The organism is Pantoea piersonii, from assembly GCF_003612015.1.
GTDB classification, from domain to species: domain Bacteria; phylum Pseudomonadota; class Gammaproteobacteria; order Enterobacterales; family Enterobacteriaceae; genus Pantoea; species Pantoea piersonii.
In genome coordinates, this window is sequence record NZ_RARB01000010.1 from 31,828 (window position 1) to 51,720 (window position 19,893).

Below are 19,893 nucleotides of genomic sequence, written 5' to 3' on the forward strand. Positions count from 1 at the left end.
TAGTATCCTTTACTCTTCATCAAGATGCTCTTTGATCATTACCAGGAAAGGTTTGCCAAAGCGCTCCAGTTTGCGATGGCCGACGCCATTGACGCTCAGCATCTCCGACGCCGTGACCGGCATCTGCTCTGCCATTTCAATCAGCGTGGCGTCGTTAAACACCACGTAGGGCGGAATGTTCTCTTCGTCGGCGATGGCTTTACGCAGCTTGCGCAACTTGGCGAACAGCTTGCGATCGTAATTGCCACCATAAATTTTCGGCGAGCTGCTGCTCTTCGGCTTCGCCGCGTTCAGACGCGGCACCGCCAGCATCAGCGGCACTTCGCCGCGCAGCACCGGGCGCGCCGCTTCCGTCAGCTGTAGCGCAGAGTGCATGGCGATATTCTGCGTCACCAGCCCAAGATGGATCAGCTGGCGCAGCACGCTGACCCAGTGTTCATGGCTCTGCTCGCGGCCGATGCCGTACACCGGCAGCTTGTCATGGCCCTGCTCGCGGATGCGCTGGTTGTTAGCGCCGCGCAGCACTTCCACTATATAGCCCATGCCGAAACGCTGCCCGACGCGATAGATGCTGGAGAGCGCTTTCTGCGCCTCGACCAGGCCATCGTAACGCTTCGGCGGATCCAGACAGATATCGCAGTTGTCGCACGGCTGCTGGCGTCCTTCACCGAAATAGTTAAGCAACACCAGACGACGGCAGGTTTGCGCTTCGGCGAACGCGCCCATGGCGTTAAGTTTATGGCGTTCTATATCCTGCAGCGGACCTGGCGCTTTCTCTTCCAGGCATTTGCGCAGCCACGCCATATCCGCCGGATCGTAAAGCATCATCGCTTCGGCCGGCAGCCCGTCGCGTCCGGCGCGACCGGTTTCCTGATAGTAGGATTCGATATTGCGTGGAATATCGAAGTGCACCACGAAGCGCACGTTGGGCTTGTTGATGCCCATACCGAACGCGACCGTCGCCACCACGATCTGCAGATCGTCGCGCTGAAACGCCTCCTGCACGCGCGCGCGCTGCGCGCTGTCGATGCCCGCATGATAGGCGCCAACGCTCAGCCCGCGGCTTTGCAGACGCGCGGCGGTGTCTTCCACTTTGGCGCGGCTGTTGCAGTAGATAATGCCGCTCTTGCCGCGCTGATCCTGAACGTAGCGCAGCAGCTGCTCAGTGGGCTTGAACTTTTCCACCAGCGTGTAGCGAATATTGGGACGATCGAAACTGCTGATCTGAATCAGCGGGTCCTGCATATGCAGCAGGTGCACAATGTCGTTGCGCGTGGTTTCGTCGGCGGTGGCGGTCAGCGCCATAACCGGCAGCTGCGGGAAACGCTGGCGCAGCTGGCCCAGTGCGCCATATTCGGGACGGAAATCGTGACCCCACTGCGAAATACAGTGCGCCTCATCGACCGCCAGCATCGCAGGCTGCCAGTGCGCCAGGCTCTCAAGGAAGTTGTCCATCATCAGACGCTCAGGCGCGATATAGAGCAGCTTGACGCGGCCGGTGCGGCAATCCGCCATTACCTGCTGTTGCTGCTCGCGCGTCATGGTGGAGTTGAGGCACGCCGCCGCCACACCGTTCGCCAGCAGCTGATCCACCTGATCTTTCATCAGCGAGATCAGCGGCGACACCACCAGCGTCAGCCCGTCTTGCACCAGCGCGGGGATCTGATAGCAGAGCGATTTACCGCCGCCGGTGGGCATAACGACCAGACAATCCCGACCGCTCAGCGCCGCATTGATAATGGTTTGCTGACCGGGACGAAAATGCTGATAGCCGAAGGTATCCTGCAATACCTGCTGCGCCAGCGACTCCTGATTATGTACTACCGAGATTGCCACTGTATTCCTGTTGTTTTCCGGAGAGTCAGAACAGATCGTTTAGCATGACGCCGACGCCAACACGCGTCTGGCGATGGTTGTAGTCGATAAGCGACTCGCCATAACCGCTAAACACCTGGGTATAGAAACGAACGTGTTCGCTGATGGGATAGCTCCAGCCCAGCGTCGCGCCGCCAAAACCGGTGTTCCAGTTGTAGTTGCCTTCCACGCTGAAGATATTGTCGCCGGCGATATAGCCCAGTTTAAGACGGTAGTAGCCCATATATTTAGTAATATCCGGGTTATCGTCTTCACTGTCCGGTATGCGATACCAGGGTTTTACTTCGGCGAGGAAGTTACCGTTCTGCGCCATCAGGCGCGCGTAGACGCGGTTCCAGCTGCGCGAAGTTGGATCGCTGCGGCCGTTGGACTGGTGATTGAAGCCCATTTCAACATCGCGCAGCGTCCAGCCGGCGAAGTCATAATCCGTAGCCCAGCCGAGGAAAATCTGCGGCTCGTAGTTGGTTTCGCGAAACGGCGACGATTCGCCGCGGTTCGACAGCTGCCACCAGGAGCGCTGCGTATAGGAAGCCGCCAGTACGGAGTTATCCCCCAGAATACCGCGCCACAGCGGAAACGCCAGACTGAGCTGAAATTTCACTTCATCTTTACGCGCATTATCTGCCCAGTTATATGAGGAGATCGCCTCTTTATTCAAGTCGCTGGTATAGGTGTAGAGCAGATAGTTGCTCTCATACGGGTAGAGCACAAACGGGTTGTCGTGCTTCTCCAGCAGATTGGCGATAATGCTGCCGCGCACCTGAGGGGTGTCGTGGACATCTTTAACGGTGGCTTCCTCAGCCAGCGCCAGCGCAGGAAATAACAGGGCGGCTGCTAACAAGGCGCGATGCTTGCGCATAACTTTCTCCGATGAAGGCTGCGTGTCAAATGAATGGGGAGTCATAAAAAGGAGGCCATTCTACACGCAAAATGCGGTGAAGATGAGCGCTGATTTCTGAAACTGGAAACCCCTTCGCGCGCGGCTTAGAATACACAACTCGTTAACATTTCACGCCGCTAAAGGCGTGTTCGCAGGAATCTCGTCATGTCATCAGTGCTGCTGTCTCAGCATGAAGCCCGCCGGATGGTGGGCGAAATCTTTGTTTATCATATGCCCTTCAATCAGGCGCTCGGCCTGGAGCTGGATCGGCTGGAGAGCGACTACGCTGAAATCAGCTTCGCCAGTAAAACCATGCTCATTGGCAATGCGGCGCAGCAGATCCTGCACGGCGGCGTTATCGCCTCGGTGCTGGATGTCGCCGCCGGTATGGTCTGCGTCAGCAACGCCCTGACGCGCGCGGAAACCATTAGCGAAGAGGAGCTGCGTCAACGTCTCTCGCGCATGGGCACCATTGATATGCGCGTCGACTATCTGCGCCCCGGACGCGGCGAACGCTTTACCGCCACCAGCAGCCTGCTGCGCGCCGGGAATAAGGTGGCAGTGGCGCGCGTAGAGCTGCATAACCAGCAGGGCGACTATATTGCCACGGCGACGGCGACCTATTTGATTGGTTAATCGCGGGCGCCATGCGAGAATCGACTTTTTGCGGACGCTTTCTATCTATGGATACGCAACAAACTCGCCAGGGCATAGGCTTCGCGCTCGGCGCCTACTTTATCTGGGGCATCGCTCCGGCCTACTTCAAGCTGGTCAAAACCGTTCCGCCGACAGAGATCATGACGCATCGCGTGATCTGGTCAGCGCTCTTTATGCTGGTGCTGATTAGCCTGAGCCGCAGCTGGGGACAGGTGCGCAGCGTGCTGGTGCAGCCGAAGAAGGTGCTGCTGCTGGCGCTGACCGCCGTGACCATCGGCGGCAACTGGCTGCTGTTTATCTGGGCGGTGAATAACCAGCATATGCTGGAAGCGAGCCTCGGCTACTTTATCAACCCGCTGATTAACGTGGTGCTCGGCATGCTGTTCCTGCGCGAGCGCTTCCGGCGGCTGCAGTGGCTGGCGGTAGCGCTGGCGACCATCGGCGTGCTGGTGCAGCTGTGGAAGTTCGGTTCGGTGCCCCTGATCGCGCTGGGCCTGGCGCTGAGCTTCGCCTTTTATGGACTGGTGCGCAAAAAAATTCAGGTCGATGCGCAGAGCGGCATGCTGATTGAAACGCTGTGGCTGTTTCCGCTGGCGGCGATCTATCTGTTCGGCGTCGCCGATACGCCGACCAGTCACCTGAGCGCCAATCCGCTGAGTCTGAACCTTAAGCTGGTCGCAGCAGGCATCGTGACGACGATTCCGCTGATGCTGTTTGCCGCCGCCTGTACGCGGCTGCGTCTTTCCACCGTCGGCTTTTTTCAGTACCTCGGCCCGACGCTGATGTTCCTGCTGGCGGTGCTGTTTTACGGCGAGACCATTACGCCCGACAAGATGGTGACGTTTGCCTTTATCTGGCTGGCGCTGGCGGTGTTTATTTTCGATGCGCTGGTGGCGACGCTGCGTAGCCGACGCGCGATAAAGCAACAGGTTATTTAATTCAACAGCGCGCAAAAATGTCAAAACGCGAATGACAGGGGCCTAAAAGCAAAGCGTCCCGCGCCAGGGAGGGCGCGGGACGAGCGGGCAGCGATACCGTTTTTTGCGTCTTTGCGATCGGTCCTTGCTATTTGCGTAGGCCCCGGATTCGCCGTCCGCTGATGAACGATTACAACCAGTTTTTGCGCTTAAAGTAGAGATAAGGCGCCAGACCGGCGAGGATCATCAGGCCAATCGCCGCGGGATAACCAAAGCTCCACTTCAGTTCAGGCATAAATTCAAAGTTCATGCCGTAGCTGGAGGCCACCAGCGTCGGCGGCAGGAAGACAACCGACACCACCGAGAAGATCTTGATAATGCGGTTCTGCTCGATGTTGATAAAACCCATCGCCGCCTGCATCAGGAAGTTAACCTTCTGGAACAGTGATTCGTTATGCGGCAGCAGCGACTCGATATCGCGCAGGATCTCGCGTGCCTGCTCCAGCTGGTTGTTCGGCAGACGCGCCTTGCGCACCAGGAAATTAAGCGCGCGCTGGGTATCCATCAGACACAGCCGCACCTTCCAGCCGATATCTTCCAGCTCGGCGAGACGCGACAGCGCCTGGTCATACTCTTCGCCCTGCTGCCCTTCCATAATCACGCGGCTGAGCTTCTCCAGCGCGCTATAGATGTTCTCGATCTCATCCGCCAGCTGTTCGATTTTAGTCTCAAACAGATCCAGCAGCAGTTCGAAGGCGTTACCGTCGATCAGCGTCTGATTGCGGGCGCGCATACGGTAAAGGCGAAACGCAGGCAGCTCGCGCTCGCGCAGCGTATAGAGCCGCCCTTCACGAATGGTGAACGCCACGGTGGAGTTGCCGGCGTGGTCTTCCGCATCTTCATAAAAGAAGAAAGAGTGGATATGCAGCCCGTCTTCATCTTCGAAGAAACGCGCCGAGGCTTCGATATCCTCCAGCTCCGGACGCGTAGCCAGGCTCTGGCCCAGCTCGCTCTGCACGCGCTCGCGCTCGCCCTCTTCCGGCTCGATCAGATCGACCCAGACCGAGGTGGTCAGTTTGTCGTTTTCGTCTTCCAGCTCCAGACGCGTAAGGCGGCTGCGATCCAGTTTAAATGCGCTCAGCATAGCAATACTCCCCATTGCAGACTTAATGGGACAAGGCCGTAGAACGATCGGCCACGGCAAACGCCTGAACACGGAAACGCTCGTTCAAAAGGTGAATCAGTGCTGACTCATGCGACGGGATAAAAAAGGGAGGTCGCTGATAACCGCTAAGGCTACCAGCCAAAAGAGGTAGCCTTAGATGTTATTCCTGGTAACCAGGTGACTGAGCCAGCATCGACTGGGCGTGTCCAAGGCATTGTCCTCTCTTGATAATAGTGCGCGCATGTTACGCTGAGACGAAAAAGTCGTCAACCGGTGACTAAGCAGTTTCCAGCTTCGCATAGGCGGCCACCAGCCACTTGATGCCCTGGCCCTGAAACGCCACCTGAACGCGGCTGTGCTCGCCGCTGCCCTCCAGATTGATGATGGTGCCTTCGCCGAATTTCGCATGCTTCACGCGCTGTCCCAGCGAAAAACCGCTGTCGCTTTTCGAGACCGGCGTGCCCATACGCTGATGGCTAACCGGACGGCTGACGCTGGCGCGCAGGCGCACCTCTTCGATGCACTCTTCCGGCAGCTCGCCGATAAAGCGCGACGGCCGGTGATACACCTCTTTGCCGTAGAGCCGCCGCGTCTCGGCATAGGTCAGCGTCAGCTTCAGCATGGCGCGCGTCACGCCGACATAGGCAAGACGACGCTCCTCTTCCAGACGTCCGCCCTCATCCAGCGACATCTGGCTAGGGAACATTCCCTCTTCCATACCGACGATAAAGACCTGGCTAAACTCCAGCCCCTTCGCCGAGTGCAACGTCATCAGCTGCACCGCATCCTGCCACTTATCGGCCTGGCCTTCGCCCGCCTCTAGCGCGGCGTGCGACAGGAACGCCTGCAGCGGCATCAGATCTTCATCTTCATCCTGGTAGCTGAACTGGCGCGTTGCCGTCACCAGTTCCTCAAGGTTTTCAATACGCGCCTGGCCCTTTTCGCCTTTCTCCTGCTCATACATGACCCACAAGCCGGAATCTTTAATCACGCGGTCGGTTTGCACATGCAGCGGCATTTCGGCGGTTTCGCTCGCCAGTGAATCGACCAGCTCGCAGAAGCGCTGCAGCGCCGAGGCCGCACGGCCCGCCAGCGCTTTGGTTTGCAGCAGTTCGCGCGTCGCCTGCCACAGCGTCATCTGCCGTTCGCGGGCGGTCTGGCGTACCACGTCGAGCGTGCGATCGCCCACGCCGCGCGTCGGCGTATTGACCACGCGCTCAAAGGCCGCATCGTCGTTGCGGTTGGCGATCAGGCGCAGATAGGCGAGCGCGTCTTTAATCTCCTGACGCTCGAAGAAGCGCATGCCGCCATAAATGCGATACGGCATGCTGCTCTGCAGCAGCGCCTCTTCCAGCACGCGTGACTGGGCGTTGCTGCGGTAGAGAATGGCGCAGTCCTGCAGGGCGTTGCCGTTCTCCTGCCAGGTTTTGATGCGGTTGACCACAAAGCGCGCTTCGTCCAGCTCGTTAAAGGCGCAGTAGATCGAAATGGGATCGCCGTCGGTGCCATCGGTCCACAGCTCTTTGCCGAGACGGCCATTGTTATTGGCGATCAGGGCGTTAGCTGACTTCAGGATATTATTGGTAGAGCGATAGTTCTGCTCAAGACGAATGGTTTCCGCCGCCGGGAAATCCTGCAGGAAACGCTGAATGTTCTCGACCTGCGCGCCGCGCCAGCCGTAAATCGACTGATCGTCGTCGCCGACGATAATCACGCGGCCGCTGTCGCCTGCCAGCATGCGGATCCAGGCGTACTGAATGCTGTTGGTGTCCTGAAACTCATCCACCAGAATATTGCTGAAGCGTTCCCGATAGTGATTGAGAATATGCGGCTTATGCAGCCACAGCTCATGGGCGCGCAGCAGCAGCTCGGCGAAATCGACCAGTCCGGCGCGGTCGCAGGCTTCCTGATAGGCCTGATAGATGCGCAGCCAGGTCTGCTCTACCGGATTGCCATAGCTTTCAATATGTTTCGGGCGCAGCCCTTCATCTTTTTTGCCGTTGATGTACCACATGCCCTGACGCGCGGGCCACTGCTTCTCATCCAGATTCATCGCCTTAATCAGGCGTTTCAACAGGCGCAGCTGATCTTCGCTGTCGAGGATCTGAAAATCCTGCGGCAAGCCAGCGTCGAGATGGTGGGCGCGCAGCAGACGATGCGCCAGGCCGTGGAAGGTACCGATCCACATGCCGCCCTGGCTGGTGCCAATCAGCTGCTCGATACGGTGGCGCATCTCCGCCGCCGCTTTGTTGGTAAAGGTCACCGCCATAATCGAATAAGGCGAGCAGTTCTCCACCGACAGCAACCAGGCGATGCGGTGCACCAGGACGCGTGTTTTTCCGCTGCCCGCGCCTGCCAGCACCAGCAGGTTGCCGCGCGGCGCCGCCACGGCTTCGCGCTGTTTGTCATTCAAACCGTTGAGCAGATCAGAAACGTCCATAAGCACCGTTCACTAAAGAAAACAAAAAGCGAACCCTGAATCATTCGGCTTGCAGCAAGGCGCATGACTCAGGGTACGACTGGATAAATCTACAGCCATTATAACAGTGAGGTCAGGGATGCCAATCGCGAAATTTCCACATGCGGCACCAGACGCGCATCGGCAATGTGCATCAGGTTGCCGCCGCGCAGATTGATCCAGCACGCCTGCATACCGCAGCGCAACGCGCCAGCCACATCGGTGGTCAGATCGTCGCCCACGTGCAGGATCGCTTCCGGCGGAAGGCCGAGACGCTGCGCGGCGAGATGGTACATATCCTGATAAGGCTTCGCGCGGCCGTCCGGCCCGGCGCGCAGCGCGAACTGAAAATAGTCGGCGATCCCGAGCTGTTCCGGACGCGCATTGCCGTTGGTGATCGCCACCAGCGGGACTTTTTCGCCGAGCGCTTTGAGCGTCTGATGCGTCTCTTCCGGCATCTCCACCTGGCTGCGCCAGTGATGGAATACGCTCATGATCTCTTCAGCGCCGGTCGTCGCTTCCTGCGCCGAAAGACCGACGTTCAGCAGCGCCAGCTCGACCGAGCGTCGACGCCACTCTGAGACGTCGTGGTAAATATCCGGCTCGCGTGCCAGCAATTCGTCGCGCAGCTTCTGATAGTCCAGCGGCGTAAATTCGCGCAGCGACGGATGCCAGGCCTGCAGCGCCGCGTGCGCTTCAGCGGTGGTTTTGCGGATCACGGGATAGTTGTCGTAGAGCGTATCGTCGAGATCGAAAGTGATAGCCTTAACGGCGCGTAACGGACGGTAAAACTTCATTCGTTCTTTCCTCGTTTGGCGCGGGGATGCGCAGCATCATACACCGTCGCCAGATGCTGGAAATCGAGATGGGTATAGATTTGCGTCGTAGAGAGGTTGGCGTGGCCCAGCAGCTCCTGCACTGCGCGCAGATCGCCGCTCGACTCCAGCAGATGGGTAGCGAAGGAGTGACGCAGCTTGTGCGGATGGATGTGGCTGGCGACGCCCTGTTTGACGCCCCATTCGGCGAAACGCTTTTGCACGTTACGTGCCGAAATCCGGCGTCCGCGGCTGGAGAGAAACAGCGCGTCATCCTCGCCGCCGAAACTGGCGCGCAGCGGCAGCCAGCGCTCCAGCCAGGCAACGGCGGTGCGGCCGATCGGCACGCGACGCTCCTTGCTGCCTTTTCCCACGACCCAGACTTCGCCCGCCTCAAGATCGACGTGACGGCAGTCCATATTGACTAGCTCCGACAAACGCAGCCCGCCGCCGTACATCACCTCCAGCATCGCGCGGTCGCGCACCGCCAGCGGATCGTTGAGGTCGATCTCCAGCAGCTGATTGACCTCATCGACGTCGATATTCTTCGGCAGGTGACGCGCGTTGCGCGGCGTGGTGACGCCTTTAGCGGGGTTAGCGGAGAGCCGACCCTGGCTGACCTGCCAGTCGAGAAAACTGCGCAACGCCGACAGGCGCAGCGCGAGGCTGCTGGCGCCTAAACCAGCGCGGCGGCTGCGTGACGCCATGCTGCGCACCTGCGCAGGCTCCAGCTTCGCCCAGTCGTCCAGCTTCATCTCTTCGGCCATCGTCGTCAGCGCCGCCAGCTGGCGCGCATAATTCTCCTGCGTCAGCGGGCTGAGCTGGCGCTCAACCTTGAGGTAGCGCAGAAATTCGTCGACGACCGCCTGGAGCGCGTTCATGAGCGTTCTACCCAGCGCGACAGCAGCTCCGGCATCATCTGCGCCAGATGCTGCAACAGCAGCGTGCCCATACCAGCCTGATAGTGCTGGCTGTCGCGGCTGCTGAAAATCAGCACGCCCAGTTCGCCGCGCTCGCCCATAAGCGACATCGCAACCGAACCGATCGCCTTGGCCTGCGGCAGCAAGAGCAGCAGTTCGGGACCGTTCAGGCTGCCGAGAAAATGGTGTTGCTGACCGAAACGCTGGATGCGCAGCGGTTCAAACGCCTGACGCGACAGGCTGAGCTGCACGAACTCAGAGGGTGCGCCCAGTCGCCACTGGTCGGCGAAGAGGCGCAGGTTAGCACCAGCCAGACCCAGCTCGCGCGCCCAGCGTTGCAGGCGATTAAGCATCTCCTGCAGCGAATCGGCCGCCGCCAGATGTCCCTGCAGCGCCAGCAGCCGATCGAACAGCTCATGGTTAGCGCTGGCCTGTTCCATCAGCAGTGTGATCTCTTCCTCCAGCCGCTGAATATGGTTGCGCTGGCGCGCCATATGCCACTCTACCAGCGACACGCTGCCGCGCACCGGATGCGGCACCGCCATCTGTTCGACCTGGCGGGCGTTGCGAATAAAGAAGTCAGGATTTTGCTGCAGATAATCGTTAACGGCCTGATCGTCCAGCAGGAGAGTATTATCAGCCTGCTCTTCGATATTTTTCATAAATGAATAAACCCATCGTAAACGTGTGTGGCGGGTCCGGTCATAAACAGCGGCTGACCGGCTCCTTTCCAGGCGATATGCAGCATGCCGCCCGGCAGATCGACGCGCACCTTCGGCGCCAGAATGCCCTGCTGAACGCCGCAGGCTACCGCGGCGCAAGCACCGCTGCCGCACGCCTGGGTTTCGCCCGCGCCGCGCTCGTAGACGCGCAGGCGAATATGCTCTGACGACACCACTTCCATAAAGCCGACGTTGACGCGTTCGGGAAAGCGCTCGTGGCTTTCCAGCGCCGGGCCCAGCGTTTCGACCGCGGCGGTCTGCACGCTGTCGACCTGGATCACGCAGTGCGGATTGCCCATGGATACCGCACCGAACATCACCGTCTGTTCAGCGACGCGCAGCAGATAGAGGTTTTCCGCCTTATTGGCGCGGAACGGCACCTGCTGCGGCTCGAAGTTGGGCTCGCCCATATTGACGCGCACCAGTTCGTCCGGCGTCACGCTCAATACCATGCGGCCGGTTTGGGTGCTGACGCGGATCTCGCTTTTGTTGGTCAGGCCTTTCAGCCGCACAAAGCGGGCAAAGCAGCGCGCGCCGTTGCCGCACTGCGCCACCTCGCTGCCGTCGGCGTTGAAGATGCGATAGTGGAAGTCGAGGTCGGGATCGTAAGGCGGTTCGACGATCAGTAGCTGATCGAAACCGATCCCCAGATGGCGATCCGCCAGCCGGCGAATCAGCTCCGGCGAGAAAAAGACGTTTTGCGTCACGGCATCCACAACCATGAAATCGTTGCCGAGTCCGTGCATTTTGGAGAACTGCATTTTTTGCTCCGCCGGGTGCGCCATTACAATTATTCTGCTGACATGCTGGCGTTGCCGCCGCTCACCAGTCCACGCGTATCCGCCTGCGCCGCTCGCTGTTGCTGCTGCTTTTTCTGCTGCTCAGCTTGCTGTGGAGTTTGCGTTTTCGGCTGGTTAGCGGGCGGGAAGTAAAGCGGTCCTTTTAGTCCACAGCCTGCCAGGCTCGTCAGCGCCAGCGCCATTGCCAACAGGCTTTTTACTCTCTTCATCTCTTCTGCTCTTTTGTCCTTAACCTGGTTGCTTATCATCGCAGTTGAAGATGGAAAAGCAACAGGAAATCCCCGCAATTCACGTGCGCGCGGTGACAGTTCAGCAAGGAAAGGGCCGCGCGGCGAGCGCGGCGTCAGTGTACCTGGTAGCGCGGCTGATAGTCGCCGTTGTCGTTATCTGGCTGCGTGGCGCAGAGCTGGGCCAGCGTCTGGCTGCGGAACGGGATAACCTGGAAGCGTTCGCCGGTATTTACGATCTGGTAGAACTGCGGCAGGTTAAAGTTGATAAAGCTGGAGCCGTAGGTAAAACGATCGTGCGAAGAGGAGTAAAAGCGGCTAACGTCGCGCACCAGCTCCTCTTTGCTGCCTTCGCAGTGGTGATAGACCTCGACGCGGTTGGTTTCATCCAGAATATAGATGTTGAAACCTTGCTCGTCGGTGGTGTCTTCGAAGAAGAACTGAATAATGCCTTCGCTGGCGTAGCCGTTCACGACCGGCGGCAGGGGCGTTTGGTTCGACTCCACTTTAATCGACAGGCCGTGCAGCTTGTTGTTGGAAATCGCGCCGTAAAACTCCACGGCATTTTCCAGCTTCTGTACCGAGACGCTCATGCGCTCAAAGAAGAGTCCCCACGTCTGGCCAGCCATGCGCAGCGCCTTAAAGCGACCCGGCTCCTGACGCGTGCTGGAGAGACGCAGCTCAATACATTCGGAGACGAGCTGCTGAACGCGCGTGCGAATCAGCCCACGCAGATGCTGGCTGTAGCAGAACACTTCGACCGTGTCCGGCGGCGCGGCATCCTGGTGCATTTTGCCCAGAATAGTTTTTAACGCCTCGATCATCGCCTGCTCGCCGCTGAAGTGCAGCGTGCGCACTTCATTCCATGAGTTGCGGTAGAGCAGATCGATGCTGCCGATCAGGCACTGCTGCTGTTGACCGAAGCTAAAGACGTCGAGCTTACGGAAATCGAAATGCACCACCTGATTGCGGAAAGCGGAGGTCGGGTCGTGCTCAAGGTTGACGATAATCGCCAGATGACGGATCTCGCATGGGCTGTAGAGCGCTTTCGGCGTTGGCGCAGGCAGACGCAGCGGGAAGTGAGACGACACGTCGTTCACCAGCTCCTGCAGACGCGCCAGATCGCAAATCTCGTTGCCTTTGATATGCAGACGCGTCTTGCTGGTCAGCAGGCCGTTGAACCACGCCCAGGCCACCAGCTTATTCAGGTAGCGGTTATACTCCAGCGGCTGATGGCTGATGATTGAGCTCATATCCGGCGCCTGATTATAGAGATACCAGCCTGAACGGTTGGCGCGACCAGCCGGGACATGAATAAAGGTGAGGTTCTCTTCCGACAGATCGGGTGAAATCTGCGGGTTGACCAGCGTCACTTTGCCCGGCAGCGCTTCAAAAGCGGCGTACAGTTTACGCGTCAGCACGCCGATATCCTGCGGACTCGCGCTGACGCTTAAATTGTTGCGGCGGGCAAAACGGATCAGGTTGCGATAGCTCTGCATCATCGCATCCAGCAGTTCGTTGTGCGCCTCGCGCACGCGTTCGATTTTCCAGCCGCCGCGGTTATCGAGGATCGCCAGTTTCTCCTCGTCCCAGCCCCACTCTTTCACCAGCTGCGACAGGATCTCGCGTCGCCAGCCTGAGCGGCTGCTGTTTTCGTCGGCGCTCAGCTTCTCGCACACTTTCAGATAGAAACAGCGGCGCACCAGATCGAGACGCGGCTGATCGTCCACGCTGGTCAGATAGTGCGTCACGCGCTCCAGCATCATGCAGTAAGGATCAAGACCAAAGCTGACGATTTCGCCGTCGTGCAGGCGCTGTTTAATGTCCATCGCCAGCAGCTGCGTGTTGGGATACTCCCAGCTATACGCTTCCAGCAACAGGGTTTTCAGCACCGCCTTATAGGGTGAGTCGATACTTTTATAGAGCTGCCACAGGCTGGCGCCGAAATACTCTTCCGCCGACAGCGTGCCGAGTCCGCCAAGATCGAGCCACTCGTTAGGCGTCAGCACGCCCTGCGCATAAAGCGACATCACATAGTCGTCGTAGTGATGTTCTTCTTCGCACGGCACCATATTCCACAGGATGCGTTTACCCGCCATACGCACGGCGGTGCGATAGAACTCGTCCAGCAGCAGGATATGTTGCGTCGAGCCGCAGTCTTCTGCGCCGAGGCTGCCGCTTTCATTATGACGGAAGCGGTTTTCATCAATCAGGAAGAAGCTGACTTCCACGCCCATCGACACGCACCACTTCTGCAACAGCGTACATTTGCGCTGCAGGTTGAGACGCTCTTCGTTGTCCAGCCAGGATTGATGGCAGACCCAGATATCGAGGTCAGAGACGCTGTTCTGCCCGACCGACGAGGTGCTGCCCATGGAGTAGATGCCGGTAATCGGCATTTCGCCGGTGCGCGACACGTCCAGCATCAGCTCATGACCGCCCGCCAGCTCACGCATCAGCAGAAGCTGGTTTTCTTCAGGCGTGAAGAAGCTGATACCGCGGGGAACGTTACCGTCGAAGTAACCCGGCATCAGCGGATGATGATAATGCAGTAAGGTCGGCAGCAGACTGTATACGTGCTGGAAAGCAGGTCCCATCGCAGCCAGCGCACGATCGACGCGCAGCTGATTAATGGCATCCAGTCTCTGTTTCAGTGTCTCAATGTAGAGGTACAAGACGTTTCGCCTGATTGTCCCAGTGTTTAAGCAACCTGTTTCCGAAATCCGCCGCTTAATAATCGAAAAAGATGGGCAGATTATTGCTGGAAACGTGATCAATCTAACACCTGGCAGATTGACCGTAAAGAAAGTTGCGCTACTTAACAGTTTAGCACGTTCCTGTTCGCTTCCTGCGCTTTCGGACACCGGTATCCGCTTCATCCTCTTTTAACTGGCGAATCTTCCCGCCTGCCCGGTCAAATAATCCGTTGAAACTGTCAGCCTTCAGCCGACAATGATAGGATATTCGGTGAACGATCAAAATGGTTAACAGCATGTTAGACAAAATTTTCAGAATTGCTACAAGACAAAGTCCTCTTGCGCTCTGGCAGGCACATTATGTCCAGCAACGCCTGATGGCCGCGCATCCGGGCCTGCGCGTTGAGCTGGTGCCTATGGTCACTAAAGGCGACGTCATCCTCGACACGCCGCTGGCGAAAGTGGGCGGTAAAGGACTATTTGTCAAAGAGCTTGAGCTGGCGATGCTGGAAAATCGCGCCGATCTCGCCGTCCACTCAATGAAAGATGTGCCGGTCGCGTTCCCCGAAGGATTAGGGCTGGTCACGATTTGCGAACGCGAAGATCCGCGCGACGCCTTCGTCTCGAACCACTACAACTCGCTTGACGAGCTGCCGCAGGGTGCCGTGGTAGGCACCTCCAGCCTGCGTCGCCAGAGCCAGATTAGCGAACGCCGTCCCGATCTGGTGATCCGCTCGCTGCGCGGCAACGTCGGGACGCGCCTGTCGAAGCTCGACGCCGGCGAATATGACGCCATTATTCTGGCGACCGCCGGACTGAAGCGTCTGGAGCTTGAAGCGCGCATTCGTCAGCCGTTGCCGGCGGAAATTTCTCTGCCTGCTGTCGGTCAGGGTGCGGTGGGCATTGAATGCCGCCTCGATGACAGCGAGCTGATCGGGCTGCTGCAGGCGCTCAACCATGACGATACTGCCGTGTGCGTCAAAGCCGAACGCGCCATGAACACGCGCCTGGAAGGCGGCTGTCAGGTGCCGATCGGCAGCTTTGCGCTGCTGGAAGGCGACGAGCTGTGGCTGCGCGGCCTGGTCGGCGCGCCAGACGGCAGCGTAATGGTGCGCGGTGAACGTCGCGGCCCGCGCGCCGAGGCGGAAGCGATGGGAATTTCTCTCGCCGAAGAGCTGCTCGGCAAAGGCGCGCGCGATATTCTGCGCGACGTCTACCAGGGGCAGCAGCCGCTATGACTATTCTGGTCACTCGCCCGGAGCCCGCAGCCAGCGCGCTGGTGACTCGCCTGCGCGCGCTTGGCCGCGAGGCGTGGAGCCTGCCGCTGATTGAGTTTGCACCGGGCAGCGACCTTGACCGCCTGCCACAACAGCTTGCCACGTTACGCAAGGGCGACCTGGTTTTCCTGCTTTCTCAGCAGGTGATCCAGTATGCGCAGCCCGCGCTGGCGCGCCACAACGCAGCGTGGCCCGCAGACGTGGACTATTATGCAATTGGTCGCAGCACTGCGCTGGCATTTCACACCACCAGCGGCCGTCACGTCGACTATCCGCACGCGCAGGAAACCAGCGAAGCGCTTATCAACATGGCGGCATTGCAGCGGGTATCCGGTAAGAAAGCGCTGATTTTACGAGGGAATCCAGGACGCGAACTGCTGGCGGAAACGCTGATCGATCGCGGTGCGGAAGTCTCGTTCAGCCAGTGCTACCAGCGCTGTCAGAAGCACTACGACGGCCCCGTTGAAGGCCGACGCTGGCGTAACCGCGGCATCACAACGCTGGTGGTCAGCAGCGGTGAAATGTTACAACAGCTCTTTTCTCTGTTCCCCGCGGTCGATCGCGAGGAATGGTTATTACGCTGCCGACTGGTTGTCGTCAGCGAACGTTTGGCTACGCTCGCCAGTGAACTGGGCTGGCAGGATATTCAGGTAGCCGATGGTGCCGATAACGATGCGCTGCTGCGCGCGTTACGCTGAACTTAATCATGGGATGTGCCACAGATGACGGAACAAAAAGCGACCTCCGCCACGGTTGAAGAGACTACGCCAGCGGCAGATACTTCGCCCTCTTCCCGCCAGCAACCGCCGCGCGACAAAAAGAGCGGCGGCATGGTGCTGGGCGCAGTGGCGATTATCATTGCCCTGGCGACCGGCGCGGGTTTATACCTTAACGGGAAACATCAGGCTGAACTTCAGGCGCAGGCAAATCAGAGCCTGAGCGATAAGCTGAACGCCTTGCAGCAGCAAGCGAGCAGCGACAAACAGCAGCTGGCGCAGCAGCTCAGCAGCGCACAAAACGCGCTGAACGACGCGCGCACCCAGCAGGCCGCCACGGCGAAGGAGCTGGAGACGCTGCGTGAAAAGGTCGCCACCATCTCTGGCAATGATGTGCACGCCTGGCTGGTGTCGCAGGCCGACTATCTGGTGAAACTGGCGGGCCGCAAGCTCTGGAGCGATCAGGATGTCACCACGGCGGCGGCGCTGCTGAAAAGCGCCGATGCCAGCCTGGCCGATATGAACGATCCGAGCGTCACCAACGTGCGTCGCGCGCTGACGCAGGATATCAGCACGCTCTCGGCTATCAACCAAATCGATTATGACGGCATTATTCTGAAGCTGAACCAGCTATCGAACGGCGTCGATAATCTGCGTCTGGCGGACAACGACAGCGACGACGCACCGATGGACAGCGATGGCGGCGAGCTGACCTCCTCGCTGCGCGAATGGCGTCAGAACCTGGTGAAAAGCTGGCATAACTTTATGGATGACTTCATCACTATTCGCCGCCGCGACAATACGGCGCAGCCGCTGCTGGCACCGAACCAGGACGTCTATCTGCGTGAGAACATCCGCTCGCGTCTGCTGATCGCCGCGCAGGCAGTGCCGCGTCATCAGGACGAAATTTATAAGCAGTCTATCGACACCGTATCCAGCTGGGTTCGCGCCTGGTACGACACTAACGATCCCGCGACCAAAGCCTTTCTGGCGCAGCTGGACGAACTGAGCCAGCAGAGCATCAATATGAATCTGCCGGATAATCTGGAAAGCCAGCCGCTTATCGATAAGCTGATGCAGACACGCGTGCGCAACCTGATCGCGCAGCCTTCCGTCGCCGCTGACCAGCAAGGAGGCTAAGCGCATGCTTAAGGTATTTATCCTGTTCGTCCTGCTTATCGCCGGCATTGTGGTAGGCCCGATGATTGCCGGTCATCAGGGCTATGTGCTGATTCAGACCGATAACTGGAATGTAGAAACCAGCGTAACCGGACTGGTGATCATTCTGATCATCAGCCTGCTGATTATTCTGGGTGTTGAATGGCTGCTGCGTCGTCTGTTTCGCACCGGCGCACGCACCCGAGGCTGGTTTACCGGTCGCAAACGCCGTCGTGCGCAGCGCCATACACAGACCGCGCTGATGAAGCTGGCCGAAGGCGATCACCGTCAGGTTGAAAAGCTGCTCTCTAAAGATGCCGATCACGCTGACGTGCCGGTAGCCAACTACCTGCTGGCGGCTGAAGCGGCGCAGCAGCGCGGCGATGAAATCCGCGCCAACCAGCATCTTGAGCGGGCCGCTGAACTGTCGGACAACGATGTTATTCCGGTCGAAATCACCCGCGCGCGCATTCTGCTGGCGCGTAACGAAGATCACGCTGCGCGTCATGCCATCGATCGACTGCTTGAAGTCGCGCCGCGCCATCCGGAAGTTCTGCGTCTGGCGGAGCAGGCTTACGTGCGCACCGGCGCATGGAGCTCGCTGATTGAGATTCTGCCTGCGATGGAGAAATCGCAGGTTGGAGATGAGCAGCATCGCGCCGACCTGCAGCAGCAGGCGTGGCTGGGTCTGATGAATCAGGCGATGGCCGATCAGGGCAGCGACGGCCTGAAGCGCTGGTGGTCAAATCTGAGCCGTAAAACACGTCAGCAAACGGCGCTGCAGGTGGCGATGGCTGACCATTTGATTGAGTGCGACGATCATCAGACCGCGCAGGATATCGTGCTGGACGGCCTGAAGCGACACTACGACGATCGTCTGGTGCTGCTGATGCCGCGCATCAAAAGCAGCAATCCGGAAGCGCTGGAGAAAGCGCTGCGCCAGCAGATTAAGCAGCATGGCGCGACGCCGCTGCTGCACAGCACGCTGGGGCAGTTGCTGATGCGCCATGGCGAATGGCAGCAGGCCGTTGACGCGTTCCAGCAGGCGCTGGCACAGCGTCCCGACGCGTTTGACTACGCGTGGCTGGCGGACGCCTACGACCGTATGCATCGCCCGGAAGAAGCAGCGAAAATGCGCCGTGAAGGCTTACTGCTGACGCTGAAAAACAACCCTAATGCTTAATGTTGTTGTTACTTGTTTACGCCGGGCTTGCCCGGCTTTTTTTTGCCCTTTATCCGTACCAAAAAAAACACCTGCCAGAGGCAGGTGTAAAATCAGGTCGGTAAGACAACCTTGAGGTATCCGACTCAACGGTATGTCTGTTGACCCTGCAAGGCGTAAGCGATGCAGGCAGGCAGACAACGGATACCCAAAAGTGGCTCTGCGTCATTCCCAGGTTTATGCAGCATCAGCAGACATAAGAGGTGGAATGAGCATCTACGCGATAATTATTGCACAGCGCGTGCCAGGTTGCAGAAGATAAAATAAAAGCTTTAATTTCAACGCATTGAATTTTACCGCTCAGACAAAAAAGGCGCAGGTTGTCTGTGCCAGACGACAAACAGCCTGGACGCTGTCTCCTTTTTGAGACGATGAAGCGCATTTATTTTTAATATCTGTTAAATCAATAAATTAGTAGTCTCCAGAAAGAGACAATGAGTCTGTTTCTGTCACAGAGGGCAATCTGCTTATCCTCTTTTCTACAGACGAAAAAAAACCTGCTTTTTCAAGCAGGTTTATAAAATGGTCGGCGAGAGAGGATAACGCTTATCTGCGATAAGCGCCCTTCGGGCCGTTGCTGCGCAACGTTGTCTCGCTACGCTCGGCGCAAACCTCCTTCGGAGGTTCTCATCCTCTTTTTCTACAGACGAAAAAAAACCTGCTTTTTCAAGCAGGTTTATAAAATGGTCGGCGAGAGAGGATGACGCTTATCTTCGTTAAGCGCCCTTCGGGCCGTTGCTGCGCAACGTTGTCTCGCTACGCTCGGCGCAAACCTCCTTCGGAGGTTCTCATCCTCTTTTCTACAGACGAAAAAAAACCTGCTTTTTCAAGCAGGTTTATAAAATGGTCGGCGAGAGAGGATTCGAACCTCCGACCCACTGGTCCCAAACCAGTTGCGCTACCAAGCTGCGCTACTCGCCGATAATTTTTATTGTTTTGTTTTGCCTGGTGCGAAGAGAGGGACTTGAACCCTCACGTCCGTTAAGACACTAACACCTGAAGCTAGCGCGTCTACCAATTCCGCCACCTTCGCGTATCCCAGCAAAATCTGGGGTGGCTAATGGGACTCGAACCCACGACAACTGGAATCACAATCCAGGGCTCTACCAACTGAGCTATAGCCACCACAATTCGTTATGTTGCAAGTCTCTGACCTACAGCATGTAACTCTTTACTAACGCGGTAATGTAACCACCGCAGCTCCTGCGCACAAACTAAATGGCGCGCCCGACAGGATTCGAACCTGAGACCTCTGCCTCCGGAGGGCAGCGCTCTATCCAGCTGAGCTACGGGCGCGTAGCGCCGTTGCGGATGGGCATACTACGGACTTGGGGTGATGCTGTCCAGTGCTTTTTTAATAAAAAAACGCGTTTGATTACGCTTTGTGC

16 protein-coding genes, 4 tRNA genes and 2 other RNA genes are annotated in these 19,893 nt (G+C 58.3%); 6 read left to right on the top strand and 16 right to left on the bottom strand.

Features of this window, described 5'->3' with window-relative positions; genetic code table 11:
- Positions 1-9: 9 nt before the first annotated feature.
- Positions 10-1,836: an ATP-dependent DNA helicase RecQ gene (gene recQ, locus D7S44_RS20080; RefSeq protein WP_120457917.1), complete on the bottom strand. Its 1,827-nt coding sequence runs from the start codon at positions 1,834-1,836 to the stop codon at positions 10-12.
- A 25-nt stretch (positions 1,837-1,861) separates the two neighbouring features.
- On the bottom strand, positions 1,862-2,734 hold the full coding sequence (pldA, locus tag D7S44_RS20085; RefSeq protein ID WP_120457919.1) for a phospholipase A: 873 nt from the start codon (positions 2,732-2,734) through the stop codon (positions 1,862-1,864).
- A gap of 186 nt (positions 2,735-2,920) precedes the next feature.
- Here pldA and D7S44_RS20090 point away from each other — a divergent pair, with 186 nt between their 5' ends.
- On the top strand, positions 2,921-3,391 hold the full coding sequence (locus D7S44_RS20090; protein ID WP_120457922.1) for a thioesterase family protein: 471 nt from the start codon (positions 2,921-2,923) through the stop codon (positions 3,389-3,391).
- A 47-nt stretch (positions 3,392-3,438) separates the two neighbouring features.
- A complete protein-coding gene (gene rarD, locus D7S44_RS20095; protein ID WP_120457924.1) occupies positions 3,439-4,350 on the top strand; it encodes an EamA family transporter RarD in 912 nt (303 codons plus the stop codon).
- A gap of 169 nt (positions 4,351-4,519) precedes the next feature.
- Here rarD and corA read toward each other — a convergent pair whose 3' ends face one another.
- From corA to D7S44_RS20135, 8 genes are all read right to left on the bottom strand, one after another.
- A complete protein-coding gene (gene corA, locus D7S44_RS20100; RefSeq protein ID WP_120457926.1) occupies positions 4,520-5,473 on the bottom strand; it encodes a magnesium/cobalt transporter CorA in 954 nt (317 codons plus the stop codon).
- Positions 5,474-5,771: 298 nt separating this feature from the next.
- The gene (gene uvrD / locus D7S44_RS20105) at positions 5,772-7,934 is read right to left on the bottom strand and encodes a DNA helicase II (protein ID WP_120457928.1); all 2,163 of its coding nucleotides are present in this window, start codon (positions 7,932-7,934) and stop codon (positions 5,772-5,774) included.
- Between the two features lie 98 nt (positions 7,935-8,032).
- On the bottom strand, positions 8,033-8,749 hold the full coding sequence (yigB, locus tag D7S44_RS20110; protein ID WP_120457930.1) for a 5-amino-6-(5-phospho-D-ribitylamino)uracil phosphatase YigB: 717 nt from the start codon (positions 8,747-8,749) through the stop codon (positions 8,033-8,035).
- Positions 8,746-9,648, bottom strand: coding sequence for a tyrosine recombinase XerC (gene xerC / locus D7S44_RS20115; RefSeq protein WP_120457932.1), 903 nt, complete (start codon positions 9,646-9,648; stop codon positions 8,746-8,748). Before xerC ends, yigB begins: the two co-directional genes overlap by 4 nt.
- Positions 9,645-10,349: a DUF484 domain-containing protein gene (locus D7S44_RS20120; protein ID WP_120457934.1), complete on the bottom strand. Its 705-nt coding sequence runs from the start codon at positions 10,347-10,349 to the stop codon at positions 9,645-9,647. Before D7S44_RS20120 ends, xerC begins: the two co-directional genes overlap by 4 nt.
- Positions 10,346-11,170, bottom strand: a complete 825-nt coding sequence (gene dapF / locus D7S44_RS20125; RefSeq protein WP_120458151.1) for a diaminopimelate epimerase — start codon at positions 11,168-11,170, stop codon at positions 10,346-10,348. The genes D7S44_RS20120 and dapF overlap by 4 nt, the downstream gene beginning before the upstream one ends.
- Positions 11,171-11,199: 29 nt before the next feature.
- Positions 11,200-11,418 carry an LPS translocon maturation chaperone LptM gene (gene lptM / locus D7S44_RS20130; RefSeq protein ID WP_120457936.1) on the bottom strand — a complete coding sequence of 73 codons (219 nt, stop codon included), beginning with the start codon at positions 11,416-11,418 and terminating at the stop codon, positions 11,200-11,202.
- Positions 11,419-11,552: 134 nt separating this feature from the next.
- On the bottom strand, positions 11,553-14,111 hold the full coding sequence (locus D7S44_RS20135; RefSeq protein ID WP_120457938.1) for a class I adenylate cyclase: 2,559 nt from the start codon (positions 14,109-14,111) through the stop codon (positions 11,553-11,555).
- Positions 14,112-14,428: 317 nt separating this feature from the next.
- On the opposite strand from D7S44_RS20135, the gene hemC reads away from it, so the two are divergent.
- Genes hemC through hemY form a run of 4 tightly spaced genes read left to right on the top strand, consistent with a single transcriptional unit; the run spans position 14,429 to position 18,466 of the window.
- Positions 14,429-15,370 (top strand): hydroxymethylbilane synthase, encoded by a 942-nt coding sequence (gene hemC / locus D7S44_RS20145; protein ID WP_120458152.1) that lies wholly within the window; start codon positions 14,429-14,431, stop codon positions 15,368-15,370.
- On the top strand, positions 15,367-16,107 hold the full coding sequence (gene hemD / locus D7S44_RS20150) for a uroporphyrinogen-III synthase (RefSeq protein ID WP_120457941.1): 741 nt from the start codon (positions 15,367-15,369) through the stop codon (positions 16,105-16,107). Before hemC ends, hemD begins: the two co-directional genes overlap by 4 nt.
- A gap of 24 nt (positions 16,108-16,131) precedes the next feature.
- Positions 16,132-17,265 (top strand): uroporphyrinogen-III C-methyltransferase, encoded by a 1,134-nt coding sequence (hemX, locus tag D7S44_RS20155; protein WP_120457943.1) that lies wholly within the window; start codon positions 16,132-16,134, stop codon positions 17,263-17,265.
- 4 nt (positions 17,266-17,269) lie between these two features.
- Positions 17,270-18,466 carry a protoheme IX biogenesis protein HemY gene (gene hemY / locus D7S44_RS20160; protein WP_120457945.1) on the top strand — a complete coding sequence of 399 codons (1,197 nt, stop codon included), beginning with the start codon at positions 17,270-17,272 and terminating at the stop codon, positions 18,464-18,466.
- A gap of 562 nt (positions 18,467-19,028) precedes the next feature.
- On the opposite strand, the gene D7S44_RS20165 is transcribed toward hemY, so the two are convergent.
- The 6 genes from D7S44_RS20165 to D7S44_RS20190 all read right to left on the bottom strand — a co-directional run bounded on the left by D7S44_RS20165 (position 19,029) and on the right by D7S44_RS20190 (position 19,801).
- Positions 19,029-19,157: non-coding RNA, RtT sRNA (locus D7S44_RS20165), on the bottom strand.
- Positions 19,158-19,189: 32 nt separating this feature from the next.
- Positions 19,190-19,318, bottom strand: a non-coding RNA gene (locus D7S44_RS20170) — RtT sRNA.
- Between the two features lie 31 nt (positions 19,319-19,349).
- Positions 19,350-19,426, bottom strand: a tRNA-Pro gene (locus tag D7S44_RS20175).
- Positions 19,427-19,451: 25 nt separating this feature from the next.
- Positions 19,452-19,538: transfer RNA gene (locus tag D7S44_RS20180), tRNA-Leu, on the bottom strand.
- Positions 19,539-19,554: 16 nt separating this feature from the next.
- Positions 19,555-19,630, bottom strand: a tRNA-His gene (locus D7S44_RS20185).
- A 94-nt stretch (positions 19,631-19,724) separates the two neighbouring features.
- Positions 19,725-19,801: transfer RNA gene (locus D7S44_RS20190), tRNA-Arg, on the bottom strand.
- Positions 19,802-19,893 lie beyond the last annotated feature (92 nt).